This window comes from uncultured Gimesia sp. (assembly GCF_963972345.1).
GTDB lineage: Bacteria > Planctomycetota > Planctomycetia > Planctomycetales > Planctomycetaceae > Gimesia.
This window is the reverse complement of record NZ_CAXAVM010000189.1, coordinates 1-13,149: the sequence shown is the minus strand read 5'-3', so window position 1 is coordinate 13,149 and position 13,149 is coordinate 1. Positions and strand designations below refer to the sequence as shown.

The window sequence follows — 13,149 nt, the reverse complement described above, 5'->3', positions numbered from 1 at the left end:
AGCCAGGTTGAAGGCTTCCGAACTGCAGGAACAGATACTGACTTCGTCGGAGCTCAGTCCATACATCTGCGCCAGCAGATCTTTGGCGGCATCCCACTGGGCTTCATGCAGTTTTCTGCCATCCATGCCCAGCAGTTTATCCTGGAAATACTGCTGAAATGCATTCCCCACAGATAACGGGGGAATCCCTTCTGCAGCGGTATTTAAATAGACGCGTTCCCGCAAACTGGGAAAGTCCTGATCTCGCGTAAACTGGTCCAACATGAATACTCCGTTCGATTCACCCGTTAAATTTATTTGACGCCGTGGGCAGGGGCATCCTGTTGACTGATCATGGTGGGCCCAAACTCACTGGAAATCGCCTGCGAACACTCCAGCATGGCTGTAGAGATGCGGGCACTCTCGTCCGCTTCACCCACTCGCAGAATATGGGAGACGCACAAAACCGCCAGCAGCCTGCCATCCGCGCCAAGTATGGGCGTGGCTGTATCCTGAACGCCGACAATCAGTGTACTTTCCATCGTGCGGAAACCGGACTGCCTGATGCCGGCAAATTCACTTTCCCACTTTTTGATTTTTTCAGCCGGCTGATCAGACTGTTCCCAGTATTTCTGACGCTGGTCGGCTGTATGAAACGCCAGCGCAACATGACCGCTGTTGCGTTCGTGTAATTTGAAACTGGCACCGATACGGACCGCCAGGGAGACGTCGGCGTCGCAATCGACACGGGCAATCACCAGCATCTTATTGCGGACCACCAGGTTCAGATGGCAGGATTCATTGAGTTCGTTAGTCAGCGATTCCATGTGAGGCGTCGCGCGGGCAATCAGAGCTTCGGTGCTGGCGTGCTTGGCTCCCAACTCAAACAGCTTGGTGCTCATGCGGTAGCCCTGGTTGGCATCCCGTATGAGATAACCCTGCTCATTCAGACACGCCATGACCCGGAACAGCTCCTGTTTCGTGCGTCCCAGACGATCTGCGATGTCCGTTAAAGAGAGTGGCTGGGAGATCCCTGACAGCAGTTCCAGCACCTCCAGACCCTTCTCCAGAGCCGGTACCCGGTATGACAGTCTTGATTCGGTGCGTTCTAGTGTTTTACTCATGAAATATGATTTTACATATAAAACACACCGCGTCAAGCATAAAATGCGAATTTGCAATGCAGTCTTATCTTATTAAAAGAAAACACCTTAGGTCACTTAAACCCAAGGTGTTTGACTGGAAATCACTATGTTGATGACGACTCAGGTTCAGGGAACAGTATTCACCAGGTCTTCCACGAGTTTCCGGAGGACTTCATGCGTGACCTGCAGATCAACCTGAGTACGCCCCGGTTGTCCTTTCTGCGATTCAAAGCGTTTGAGACTGAAGTTGCCATTCGCGTGAGAGGACAGGATCACCTCATAAAAGCGAGTGCCGTCCGGTTTCTGATCGGGGGGAGTCGATCGAATGAGAACCTGGGCTGCATCTTCGTCATATTCGAGTGGGCCAATGTTTTCGAGCAGGTAGGTAATCCGCTGACAGAGTTTCTGTCCCCACTCTTTGAGCTTGTCGAATGTGGCCTGTGTCAATGCGGGAACATTGACGCGGACTTCCTGAAACGAACAGCTCATCGTATCAACCGAAGTAAAATCGAGCATGACTTCAATCTTGCCTTTCGCAGCCAGCGTGACGGTGCGAGGTGATGCAGAATGAAAGCCGACCAGTTGAATCAGTTCATGATTAAGTTGGTTTAATACTGTCATATTGAAATCCTCCTGACGAGGATCTTATTTTTTCTCTTTGGAGTTCGTAGAGTGTTTTTTACCATCGTAGCTCAAAATCGTGGGGCGATCATCAACGACGGTTTCGATATTCACGGGGCGTTTCCAGATCGAATGCAGGTTGGCCAGTGTGTCCTGGGCATAATCGAGTTTGAGCTCCACTCCCAGATACTCATGTTCCAGGTAGAGTTCTCCCCGATTTTTATAGTTGGCATCCTGTACGTAAATGACAGGTCGACCATGATTGCTCAGGCTGTTCAATAGTTGCTGCTTGATCTGTTGAAATTCCCGTGACTGAATTTCATAGGTTTTATTGGAATCATTAAAGGCAAACGAAAACATTTTCTGCTTATAACAGAATTCGGGAGTCAGAAAGGTATCGATAAAGGTAATATCATTATGAATCCGTCTGACTTCGAAGATTTTTTCTCGACCTAAGCCGAGATCCTGATCCCAGTGTTCCTTCTGGTACATGTCAGTGCAGTTTTCATATTCCGGTCCGAACTGACCTTTATTCCAGCGTTCTTCAATATCCTTCAGCAGTTCGATTCCCAGTTTATACGGGTTCAATCGATTCGGGCTGGTCGCCATGGTGCCGCTGTGATGATCGGCGTAATTGATGAGCCCTTCATCGGTCAGCCCGTGTCGGGTCATGATCGTGGAGTGCCAGAAACTGGCCCAGCCTTCGTTCATGATTTTGGTCTGTCCCTGGGGAGCGAAGTAGCAGGCTTCATCGCGAATGATGGTCAGGACATCCCGCTGCCAGTCTTCCAGGGGTGCGTATTGAATCAGAAAATACAGAACATCCCGCATCCGCTCTTTGGGAAACTTGAGTTGATCGGAGAGCTCCCGCGCTTTCTGACGTTTCTGGCTGGCTTCTTCCTCCAGCACCTCTTCGGGATTGATGTAACGATCCATATAGTACTTGGCCGGAAAACGTCCCCCCGTGCTTTCGCTTTCTTCGTCTGTCCGTTTCTTTGTTTCTTCTTTGGTTTCCGTTTTCTGCGTTCTGCGGATATGCGGCGCATACGGGTCGATCAGACTTTCCAGCGACAGGCAGGTATCAATGAACGTTTCCACCACCTCGTAACCAAAATTGTCAATATGGCGATTCATGCGGGTGGCGTGATTGGCCATCTGGTCCAGCATTTTCCGGTTCGTCTGTGAAAACCAGGCATTGTTCTTGAAAAAATCACAGTGACCATAAACATGGGCAATCACCAGTTTCTGGTCGGTGATATCATTCGCACTGAGCAGGTAGGCATAACAGGGATCGGTGTTGATCACCATTTCATAGATTTTCTGCAACCCGTACGAATAGCCTTTCATCAACTCATCGTATTGTGCACCGAACCGCCAGTGCGGATATCGAACCGGGAACCCGCCATAGGCGGCAAACATGCTCAGCTCTTCATAGTCCAGGACTTCAAAGATCGTTTTGAAGAAGTCCAGGCCGTAATCGCGCGCATGCTGTTCCATCTCCTGCTGGATATCGCTCAGCTCTTTCGGTAAAGGTCGGTAAGTGGTTACTACCATAAATTTCTCCGTCAGCTGCTGTTGACTGTTTAATGAGATGCTGACTGGCTGCCGTTAATCACATTCGTTTTACTTGCCTGTCCCCAGGAATGTTTTGATGGAACCGTAAATCGCTTCCTTATCATCAATTTCAGAGAGAATCAGGTTACCAAACTCCTCTTCGACTTTGCGAAGTTCTTTGATGAAATCACCCGATCCGTAGGGACTGCGTACCTGCCCGTAACAGAACAGATTACAGATCGGGAACAGATTCTGTTTGAGATTTTCGATGCAGTCCGAATTGTCTTCGCCCCAGTTGTCGCCATCGGAAAACTGGAAGCAGTAGATGTTCCATAATGAAGGGGGAAAATCCCGTTTAATGATATGATCGGCAGCCCGGTAAGCGGATGAGATACGCGTCCCGCCACTCTCTCGAATGCGGTAAAACGTATCTTCATCCACTTCATGAGCTACAGCATCGTGCACAATATAACGGCGTTCAATGCCGTCATACTGCCGCTTGAGCCAGGTATCGATCCAGAACGCTTCCGTGCGGACAATTTCTTTCTGCACATCGGTCATTGATCCGGAGACATCCATCATGTAGATGACCGCGGCGTTCGTATGCGGCTCGGTCACCGTTTTCCAACTGCGAAAGCGTTCGTCATCTTTTGTAGGAACGATGAATGGATCCTGGGGATCATAATTGTTGGTGGCAATCATCCGTCGGAGAGCCCGTTTATACGTGCGTTTAAAATGACGCAGGGAATCCGGGCCAGTGGGACGGATCGAAGTATAGCGGTCTTTTTTTGAAGTGAGGGCATCTTCCCCCTTGGGTTCAATCCGCGGGAGTTCCAGCGCCTCGCCAAGCATGTCGGCCAGTTCCTCGAGCGTTAATTCGACTTCGCGAATATGCTGCCCGCGTTCATTACCGGCCTGACCGGGACCGTCTCCATCACCTTTCCCGCGGCCAATGGGCTGACCAACTTCGCCTTCTCCCTGGCCGACACCGCCACTCCCTTTTTCGCCGTGCTGAAAATGGGGAATCTCGATATTGGGAACGGGGATACTGACAGTCTCGCGGCCTTTGCGACCAATCATTTCACCATGATTGATGTATTTCCGGAGCTGTTGGCGGACCTTCCCTTTTATAATTTTATCGAACCGTTGCTGGTCACGATCAATTCTTCGCACCATGGTATCGAGCCCCTTTCAGAACAGGGAATCAGAGTGAGTCGGCTCTCATTTAATTCCTTCTTATCCCGGTTTAGTGTCATACTTTACAGACGGAGTCATGGATCAGGCGGCATCGCTGTTCTTTTTGGTATCGCCGCGAGCAAAAATGCTGGCAACGTACTGCAGGACGTCTGTCGCAGATTCTTCGTCGTAACCATAATTTCGGATGAGCCGTGCTTTGACGATGTCGATCTTTTCCTGTGTTTCAGAATCGACAACATTCGAAACCAGACTCGTCAGCTTGATCGTATCCTTCTGATCCTCGAACAGTTTCATTTCGAGGGCCTTTTGCAGACGATCGTTGGTTTTGTAATCGAACGATTTACCATCCAGTGACAGGGCACCAATGTAGTTCATGATCTCACGACGGAAATCATCCTTCCTGGTGTCCGGGATATCAATTCGTTCTTCAATGGAACGCATCAGGCGTTCATCCGGTTCTTCATATTCGCCGGTGAATTTGTTTTTCACGCGTTCTTTCTGCGTGTACGCCTTCACGTTATCCAGATAGTTGCCACACAGTCGCGTGAGTGCTTCTTCGTCGGCGGCAATCGCACGCTGAACTTCGTTCTTCACGATATCGGTATACTCTTCCTTCACGACAGTGATGAGTTGACGGTAATGGTCACGCATATCATCGTTGGCAATCAGCGAATGATGCTTCAAGCCTTCTTCCAGTTCGTTGAGCAACATGAACGGATTCAGGTTGGAACTATGCGAGTTAACCACCAGGGCATTCGAAATTTTGTCCTGCACATAGCGGGGTGAAATTCCAAACAGACCTTCGGACTTGGCTTCCTTGCGCAGCTGTTCCACGTTTTCCGTAGTAAAACCCGGCAGGGATTTGCCGTTATACAGGTTCATTTTCTGGATTAACGTCAGGCCGTGATGCTTGGGGGTTTCCAGACGCGTGAGGACCGCCCACATCGCGGCTATTTCCAGCGTATGCGGGGCGATGTGTTTACCACGGACCCGCTTGGTATTGTAATCCTTCTCGTAAATCTTGACTTCTTCACTCAGCTTCGTGACGTACGGCACATCGATTTTCACCGTACGGTCGCGTAATGCTTCCATGAATTCGTTGGACTGCAGCCGACGGTATTCCGGTTCGTTCGTGTGACCGATAATGACGGTGTCGATATCGGTCTGCGCGAATTTCTTCGGCTTGATTTTATGCTCCTGTGAAGCCCCCAAAAGGTCGTACAGAAACGCGACGTCCAATTTGAGGACTTCGATAAATTCGATCAGTCCCCGGTTGGAGACGTTAAATTCGCCATCAAAGTTAAATGCACGTGGATCACTTTCACTGCCGTACTGGGCGATTTTACGATAATTGATATCGCCGGTCAGTTCGGTGGAATCCTGGTTCTTCTCGTCTTTGGGCTGGAACGTACCGATGCCGATCCGATCCTGCTCCGAGAAGGTAATGCGTTTGACCACGATCTGATCCATGACTTTAGTCCAGTCGCCATTCGCTTTTTCAAGTCGTTCATTGAAGATGAAGCGACTGAGCGGGCAGACTTCCCCCGAGATTTCCACGCCGTAGCCGGTATCAGTGTCAGGATCTCGGCCGGCATTCAGGTAATCGCAGATTTCCTTGCGGTTTACCAGTGGTACCAGCTGCAGCGGGTCACCGTTCATCGGGTCCCAGAGGATCGTACCGTCTTCCTCTTTCCAGCCGAAACTGTAAAGGGCACCTTCTTCGGTGCGGGAATAGCGTTCGAGCCCCTGCTTCAGCAGGCGGGCGATGGTACTTTTGGAACTGCCGACCGGTCCATGCAGTAACAGTACGCGGCGTTCACTGCCGTACTTGAGGGCAGCCGACTTGAACACGTTGACCAGTTCCATCAGCGGTTTGGAGAGGCCGAAGATGCCATCTTTGCCGTCGTTTACGGGGTCGTCAAAGAAGCGATACCGGAGCAGGCCTTTTTTACCTTCGACCGGGTAGGTTCCATAGCTCATGATCATATCATAAACACGTTGGAACGCCGTTCGCGTCACCCGGGGATCCTGTCGAACAATATCGAGGTACTCTTCGAAAGAGCCCTGCCAGTGTTCCTGAAGAAATGAGTCCGCATTCAGCTGACTCGAGATTTGATTTAAGATTGATCGACCATTTTCCATGGGACTCCTCCTCCTGGCGTAACGAGTGGCATTCCTGCCTGTCGATTTATCGGCCAATAAGTTCGAGGTAATTTGATAAGGGAAATGTTTCTAAAGTGCGAGAGCCTTTCACTGTGTTCAGAATATTCAGTATCAAACAAGACACGCATGGCGCAGGGATAGTTCCCTCAATCAAATAAAATTGAATTGAGGTTGTTTAAAGGACCGTCCATGGCCAACACCTAATTGTAAAAGTGGGATTATCGTGTGGACGTGACTCGAGCATTTTCAGGGCATGCCACACAGGAATGTCAGGGACCTAATATCATGTTTCGAGCGTTACCATTATTTCCCACGCCATCGTTTGAGACAATACCAATATTCAAGTCTGAGATTTTCGTCACGAAAAACGGACACACATAAAAGGCTGTAAGTAACTAATTGTCAACCAGTTAGAAAACATGCCAGAACAAGCGAGGTTTCCGTGAATGCACGACGGGAACCGCTGAACGGGCAGGTTCGGTGCAGATTAGACAGACTGGATTTACTTTAGATACTGGAGCACATCACATTTCACCACAGCGTCTTTCAATCTGTTGAACACGGTCCAAATGACCCTGGAGACGCTACGGTAAAACTGGACACAGTCTAAGAAAGGCAACCCGCTTTCATCGGCACTCTTCTTACGAAAAAGGCAGCGGAAACAGCAATAATATTTTTTCGATTTTTACTGTCAGTGGTGACACCGTTAAAAACCAGATGTGTCTACTTCTGGTGCGATCAAGGTGTGAGCAGAGAATGGACCAGCTTCATAATCCGATCTTCCACACCAGGTTGAAAGGGACCGTGAATGCCGAAGTACTTCATGGCTCCGCCCCCTTCATAGCCCCCCTCTTTCAAAACCCGTTCCGAGGGTACATAGGCAAAAACTTCATTACAGTAGCCCGCAACCCAGATCTGACGTGGGGATAATTCCTCGTGCAGTCGGATGGCATAATCAATCACGGTTTCTCCACCGAGCCCGATCAGCGTCAGATCATTGCCAAACTCGATCACCTGGGCTGAGAAGGGATAAGCATCCGGAATTGTTCCCTGCTGATCCAGCTGCTTGAGCAGGTGTTTTGTGAGCCGCTGGGAATAGACGTCCCCCTGACCCTGCCGGGCCAGCAGTTCCTCGCGCGAAGGTGGTTTCGTAAATGGTAAATCCGTTCGCTGAAATTTCACCGTGAGCGGGCCATCAACGGCTTTCAAAGGCTCAGCCAGTGCCCGCGTGACAGCCGCGGCCAGAGAACGACCATGCTGCTCCGCCAGTTCGCGCGTCCCCCGGGGATTCGGATTGGCATCTCCCCCGCACCCCAGCAGGAATAGCGCGGTGACGCCGGGATATTGCTTTTCCAGTTCGATCTGTGCAAAGCCGGCGTAGTCACCACAGTATTCAAAAAACGCCAGCGTCGTATTATGACAGGCGTATCCGAACAGAATCGCCTGGAGCTTCCCTGCAGGATCGCTGATTTTGAGGACCGGCACGGTATGATCGACGGGACCATCCGGATTAATGCGACCGCGACGGTTCATCGCAAACGAGGCCTGGTCTTCGCTGTAGCTCAGTTGTGCCGGTTTCAGCGATCTGCTAGCGGAAACAATGACTTTCACCAGTTTCTCTTCGAGCACTTTCGCATAGTGATCGACGTCCTGCTGCTGCTCAGAAGTGAAGTCATACGCCAGCGGCGCACAGCCACGTACAACCGGTGAACAATGCGTGTGCGAGGAATTGAGCAGGATCTGTTTGCGGGTCATTCCCGTCTCCCGGGCAACACGGGCACTGACGGCATCAGACAGTTCCCGCGTCAAACCAATCAGATCGGTAGTCACAATCGCGGCCCGGTTGCCACGTTCGTCTTTGAAAACGAGTGCTTTGGCCCATAAGGGATGAGTCGTCCCTTCAGCCGGTTTTGTACGTGAGGCATAGCCGGCCAGCCAGATTTTTTTTGCGGGCGTAATGTCGATTCGCGCTACGCCAACCTGCCAGTCAGAGGCATGAAGGGGAACCTGACCACAGACGATAACCACAGCCAGCCAGGACAGAATCATTCTTAACATGCAGTCACCTCGTCATTTCACAGCAGGAGAATTCTCAATACACCGACTCGATATTTACCGCTGATTTATCCTAACATCGTCACCAGCGAATGCGAAGCCCGAGGGACTGCTTCCGATGTTGACAAACGCGGTTCTCAAGCTACCATGTCGCCAGCAAGCACCATCTGCAGATTTCTATCTTGAGGAAGTGACACCATGGATGAGTTCATCGCCCGCCTGCCTAAAGCAGAGTTGCACCTGCACATTGAAGGCACCCTGGAACCCGAACTGGCATTTCAACTGGCGGACAAGAACCGGATGAGCCTGCCGTTCGCCTCTGTGGAAGAGATGCGGGCGGCCTTTGATTTCAGCGACCTGCAGTCGTTTCTGGACCTGTATTATGCTTCGGTGAGTGTTGTCTGCAGTGAGGAAGATTTTTATGAACTCACGCTGGCGTATCTGAAAAAGGCCGCCGCACAGAATGTGAAACATGCGGAAATATTTTTCGATCCCCAGACCCACACCGCCCGGAACATTCCAATGGGAACCATCGTCCATGGAATCACGGCGGCATTGAAAGACGGGCAGACTCAATACGGCATCTCGTCAAAGCTGATCCTGAGCTTTCTCAGGCATCTTTCCGCAGAATCAGCAATGGAAACACTGGAGCAGGCAGCGCCTTTCCGGGATCATTTTATTGGCGTGGGGCTGGATTCTTCGGAACTCGGGCATCCCCCTTCCAAATTTGTGAAGGCCTTTGACGCGGCCCGTCAGCAGGGATATCACGTGGTCTGTCACGCCGGCGAAGAAGGTCCGCCTGAATACATCGCCGAAGCGCTTGATCTCCTGCATGCAGAACGCATCGACCATGGAGTGCGCTGCATGGAAGATCCGGACCTGGTCAAACGGCTGGCAGCCGAGCAGATTCCATTGACGGTCTGCCCGCTCTCGAATGTGCGTTTACGTGTTTTCAAAACCATGAAAGATCACACTCTGAAACAGATGCTGGACGCCGGCCTGCTGGTAACCGTCAATTCCGACGATCCCCCCTACTTCGGCGGCTATGTGAATGAAAACTACTCTGCGATTCAGACCGCCTTCAGGCTGTCACAACACGATCTGATCAGACTCGCCCGGAATTCGTTCGAAGCCTCATTCCTGACTGACGAAGAAAAACAGGCCCTGATCGCAGAACTGCCGACCGCGGCGGCTTGATCGACTTTTGATCTGAATCCTACTTGAGTGTATCCAGCACCTGGTTCAGATACTGCTTTACCTGGGGATCGACTTTTTCATACCCTTTGTCTGAGCGGGGTTGTCCCATTGCGTGCCGCATCGCGTTGTGCATCAGGTAGCGACCGGTGTCGGTTTTCATGTGGATCGCATCACGGTAGATGTCGGTGATCTCGTCGAAGGGAGCTTTGTTGTTTTCAATATCCGCATTCACCTGGTCCAGCAGATCAATGGCGTGGGTCTGTTTGAATTTCCGGTCGGGATACTTTTTCTGCAGAGCGGCCAGTAACGCGTTGATATAAGCGGGGCTGTGCTGCATTTTTCCGGAGGTCTCTTTGCTGGCGTATTCTTTCGCGCGCGTTTCACTTCTGGCCCAGCCGGTATGAATAATAAAGGTTGCCCCGGGTTGCATTTCCACCCATTTGGAAATCGTGGCGAGATCTTCATCCAGTGTCGCACCATAGTGGGACTGCACGGAAATCAGGTCGTACTGTTTTTCCTGCAGTGCCTGTGGCCAGAGCGTTGACGTTTTCACACAAGGCATTTCCGGATGCGCCATGATGTAAGGCAGACTCTTGCCACAATCGACGTGCCACTGCACATCCCCATCCAGCAGGGAAGGAGCCGTATCCCAGGTCAGCGAATTACCGATCAGAAAATAACTTTTGGCTTTATCTTCCGCCTGGAGCGCCGTCTCGCTCGAGACAAACCAGAGTGTGATGAAACAGACAGCAAACAGGGAAAGTGGCTTCAGCATCTGATCTGGCCCTTTGTATTATGAATTATAGAAAATGTTTATTACGACAATTCGAATCGTTTTGATAAGATTGTTCAAGTGTTTGTGGCTGAAAAGAAGATCAGTCAGTCATATTAGCCTGTATCCGGGTTTAGTCTGACGTCTTCCTGAAAATAACAAAGGTGAAGTAATATTACTTTGTATTAGACACGAAAACGCAACGGTTACAATCCCGACTTGGAGCGGTTCCAGGCTGATCCCTATGGGAAATTTTAGTTTGACAGTAAAAGCCGAAGTAATTCGATCTGTTTCGGGTCAGGAGAAAATCTGAATGGCGACCACGAAAGCAGTAACAAAGGTGAGAGTCGATGGAATGATCATTTGCATTTTCGTAAGCGTCCTGCTTGCCGGGTTATGGATGCGCAGCTTTACATACAGTGAAGAATTCGTCTGCAGGGCATTCAACTCCAGAACCTTCGGTGTCTGGTCCGGCGTGGGGCGTATTGTCCTCACGTTGCATCCACAATCGGCTGGTGACGTTGGCATCAATTATCTCGGACCCTGGGATCAGAGTTATCGATGGCAAACCACGCAGCAGCGAATGGACCGAGCCACCCAGGCAATGCTGGGCTTTGGAGCAGGCACACTCTCGAACGGGCAGTTCCGGCTGATGATACCGTATTGGTTTCCAGTACTCTTCGCCGCAAGCCTGGTTGCGGCTTGTGGTATCAGTCCACTGCTATTCTGGCTAAGCAGGATACAGGTTACATCCAATCGCGAACAACAACCTTGAGATGTCTAAAAGTACCCCCGGCAGGGTTCGAACCTGCGACCTATGCTTTAGGAAAGCTAACCTACCCGGGTACCCAAAATGCTACCAAAGGCCAATCACTACATACAAGGCACTGTTCTGAAATTGTTATTCATATTGACTGCCTATAAAATGGACCGTGAATACCATGCGGTGGCTTGTGTTGTGACCATTATTGTGACCAGTTGATTTTTACCGGGTGGGAGTAGCTCTCCCGTTGGTCGGCTCTGGGGTGAAGAATCATCCGTCATTCCCAGAGACGACCGGCCCGGGCTTTTAAGGATGATGCAGATGAAACCTATCAGAATACCAATCCCAGAGAATTCGCCTCTGGGTTTATTTATTGATGAATCAACTCTGGCAGAGGAAATTATAGAAGCCATTTTCATTGAGGATGGAATTGAGTCACTGGCCGGGGGTTCTCCAAAATTCCTAGCGTTCTATTTCTGGGCTCCGACTGGTTTGTGTTTCTGGGAGTATGAAGACATTATCTCAGCCTGTGACAGTAATACTCATAATGTTTGCGAAATGCAGTTCTCGATTGATGGTGAAGAAACCGTATTACTACATCCAACAGCACATTCATGCGTTGGGGAATTTATGCTTATGGTCGGGGAACACTTACTAAGAGGTGCTGAAGGTGGAATCTCGCTTGACGGTTCATGGAGTGATAGCAGTGAATGGAACAGAGACTATCTGTCTGCGACAGAGTTTATGAAGCAGAACGAGGATTCAATTCGCTACCGTCTATCTGAAATCGAGTTCTCCCCATATGCTGCAACATTAGTTCGATCGATCCTTCGAAGGGAACGCGCGATTGTATTGAATAACTACTATGATTGCATTGACCCTGGATCTGATCTTCCACAGGAAATTTCCAATCAAGAGACATATGGAATTAAAGAACTGCGAGAATGGTTTGGTTATCCAGACTACCGCATATTGAAAGTGTACATCAAAGAATCAAATTTATTCGATGATGTGAATGGTGAGCAGTTCAATAAAACTGAAGTGTATAATCTCGTCAGGTACATGCAAAGTCGCAGGTTGACTGGTACCTACAAAATCAATGCCGAGAAGATAATAAAGCGGTTTACCCCAGAATAACGGCGCAAGATTGCAGCATTCTGGCAATCTCAAAAGCATTCCCGCAATCCCGATATTTAAGCTCAAGACCAGTCTTCACAGGCTGGTCTTTTTTCGTTTTGATTGCCTCAGTAACACAAGCCGTATTCAACGAGAACACAACGGCAATTCATTGGAACTGAAAGCAAGGGAGGCAATCATGCCAGCGACGAAAACCAAAGAGCAGCCATCAACACAGTGGAAGACGACAGGACAGATTGAGCCTGACAGACTTTATTCACTGGAAGAGTTCAAGCGGGTAACAGGTCTTAAAGACTGGGCATTACGGCAGGCTCGTAGAGCGGGTTTGAAGATGCTGAAACTCGGAAACCGTAAGTTTGTCAAAGGGCAGGCTTTCATTGTTTTTCTGGAGAATCAGAATGAAACCCAAGAAACGGACAACGGCTCCGAGTGCTCGTAACACTCAGAGCCGTTTTTGTATCCATAGGACACAGCAATCAAGGTATCAGTATTATGATCACATCTACCGAAAAAACAACCCCATTACGTAAAAGCCGATTCACTTTCTCTTCTATTGAACTGACGAA

At 49.9% G+C, this 13,149-nt stretch carries 11 protein-coding genes and 1 pseudogene; 4 read left to right on the top strand and 8 right to left on the bottom strand.

The genetic code is table 11. The features are described from left to right. The 7 genes and pseudogenes from AACZ40_RS23375 to AACZ40_RS23345 form a co-directional block, all read right to left on the bottom strand. Positions 1-264 (bottom strand): annotated as a pseudogene (locus AACZ40_RS23375) (aminotransferase); the annotation flags it as partial. Between the two features lie 29 nt (positions 265-293). Beyond that, a complete protein-coding gene (locus tag AACZ40_RS23370) occupies positions 294-1,103 on the bottom strand; it encodes an IclR family transcriptional regulator (RefSeq protein WP_291179970.1) in 810 nt (269 codons plus the stop codon). A 147-nt stretch (positions 1,104-1,250) separates the two neighbouring features. Next, the gene (locus tag AACZ40_RS23365) at positions 1,251-1,745 is read right to left on the bottom strand and encodes a hypothetical protein (RefSeq protein ID WP_291179973.1); all 495 of its coding nucleotides are present in this window, start codon (positions 1,743-1,745) and stop codon (positions 1,251-1,253) included. Positions 1,746-1,769: 24 nt separating this feature from the next. After that, a complete protein-coding gene (locus AACZ40_RS23360) occupies positions 1,770-3,299 on the bottom strand; it encodes a SpoVR family protein (protein WP_291179976.1) in 1,530 nt (509 codons plus the stop codon). Positions 3,300-3,368: 69 nt separating this feature from the next. After that, positions 3,369-4,475: a DUF444 family protein gene (locus AACZ40_RS23355; protein ID WP_291179979.1), complete on the bottom strand. Its 1,107-nt coding sequence runs from the start codon at positions 4,473-4,475 to the stop codon at positions 3,369-3,371. A gap of 102 nt (positions 4,476-4,577) precedes the next feature. Further along, complete coding sequence (locus AACZ40_RS23350) at positions 4,578-6,638, bottom strand: serine protein kinase (RefSeq protein ID WP_291179981.1); 2,061 nt, start codon at positions 6,636-6,638, stop codon at positions 4,578-4,580. Between the two features lie 759 nt (positions 6,639-7,397). Then, positions 7,398-8,717 (bottom strand): neutral/alkaline non-lysosomal ceramidase N-terminal domain-containing protein, encoded by a 1,320-nt coding sequence (locus AACZ40_RS23345; protein ID WP_291179982.1) that lies wholly within the window; start codon positions 8,715-8,717, stop codon positions 7,398-7,400. A gap of 195 nt (positions 8,718-8,912) precedes the next feature. Between AACZ40_RS23345 and AACZ40_RS23340 the strand changes: the two genes are divergently transcribed. Beyond that, on the top strand, positions 8,913-9,911 hold the full coding sequence (locus tag AACZ40_RS23340) for an adenosine deaminase (RefSeq protein ID WP_291179985.1): 999 nt from the start codon (positions 8,913-8,915) through the stop codon (positions 9,909-9,911). A 19-nt stretch (positions 9,912-9,930) separates the two neighbouring features. On the opposite strand, the gene AACZ40_RS23335 is transcribed toward AACZ40_RS23340, so the two are convergent. Further along, on the bottom strand, positions 9,931-10,686 hold the full coding sequence (locus AACZ40_RS23335; protein WP_291179988.1) for a hypothetical protein: 756 nt from the start codon (positions 10,684-10,686) through the stop codon (positions 9,931-9,933). 310 nt (positions 10,687-10,996) lie between these two features. On the opposite strand from AACZ40_RS23335, the gene AACZ40_RS23330 reads away from it, so the two are divergent. The 3 genes from AACZ40_RS23330 (at position 10,997) to AACZ40_RS23320 (ending at position 13,022) form a co-directional block, all read left to right on the top strand. Then, positions 10,997-11,458, top strand: a complete 462-nt coding sequence (locus AACZ40_RS23330) for a hypothetical protein (protein ID WP_291179991.1) — start codon at positions 10,997-10,999, stop codon at positions 11,456-11,458. Positions 11,459-11,767: 309 nt separating this feature from the next. Next, on the top strand, positions 11,768-12,583 hold the full coding sequence (locus tag AACZ40_RS23325; protein WP_291179994.1) for a hypothetical protein: 816 nt from the start codon (positions 11,768-11,770) through the stop codon (positions 12,581-12,583). A gap of 178 nt (positions 12,584-12,761) precedes the next feature. Next, positions 12,762-13,022, top strand: a complete 261-nt coding sequence (locus AACZ40_RS23320) for a hypothetical protein (RefSeq protein WP_291179996.1) — start codon at positions 12,762-12,764, stop codon at positions 13,020-13,022. The last annotated feature ends 127 nt before the right edge of the window (positions 13,023-13,149 follow it).

Bases quoted from the DNA above. Each gene is read 5' to 3' on its own strand.
- AACZ40_RS23370 (WP_291179970.1), bottom strand. From the start codon at position 1,103: ATGAGTAAAACACTAGAACGCACCGAATCAAGACTGTCATACCGGGTA.
- AACZ40_RS23365 (WP_291179973.1), bottom strand. From the start codon at position 1,745: ATGACAGTATTAAACCAACTTAATCATGAACTGATTCAACTGGTCGGC.
- AACZ40_RS23360 (WP_291179976.1), bottom strand. From the start codon at position 3,299: ATGGTAGTAACCACTTACCGACCTTTACCGAAAGAGCTGAGCGATATC.
- AACZ40_RS23355 (WP_291179979.1), bottom strand. From the start codon at position 4,475: ATGGTGCGAAGAATTGATCGTGACCAGCAACGGTTCGATAAAATTATA.
- AACZ40_RS23350 (WP_291179981.1), bottom strand. From the start codon at position 6,638: ATGGAAAATGGTCGATCAATCTTAAATCAAATCTCGAGTCAGCTGAAT.
- AACZ40_RS23345 (WP_291179982.1), bottom strand. From the start codon at position 8,717: ATGTTAAGAATGATTCTGTCCTGGCTGGCTGTGGTTATCGTCTGTGGT.
- AACZ40_RS23340 (WP_291179985.1), top strand. From the start codon at position 8,913: ATGGATGAGTTCATCGCCCGCCTGCCTAAAGCAGAGTTGCACCTGCAC.
- AACZ40_RS23335 (WP_291179988.1), bottom strand. From the start codon at position 10,686: ATGCTGAAGCCACTTTCCCTGTTTGCTGTCTGTTTCATCACACTCTGG.
- AACZ40_RS23330 (WP_291179991.1), top strand. From the start codon at position 10,997: ATGGCGACCACGAAAGCAGTAACAAAGGTGAGAGTCGATGGAATGATC.
- AACZ40_RS23325 (WP_291179994.1), top strand. From the start codon at position 11,768: ATGAAACCTATCAGAATACCAATCCCAGAGAATTCGCCTCTGGGTTTA.
- AACZ40_RS23320 (WP_291179996.1), top strand. From the start codon at position 12,762: ATGCCAGCGACGAAAACCAAAGAGCAGCCATCAACACAGTGGAAGACG.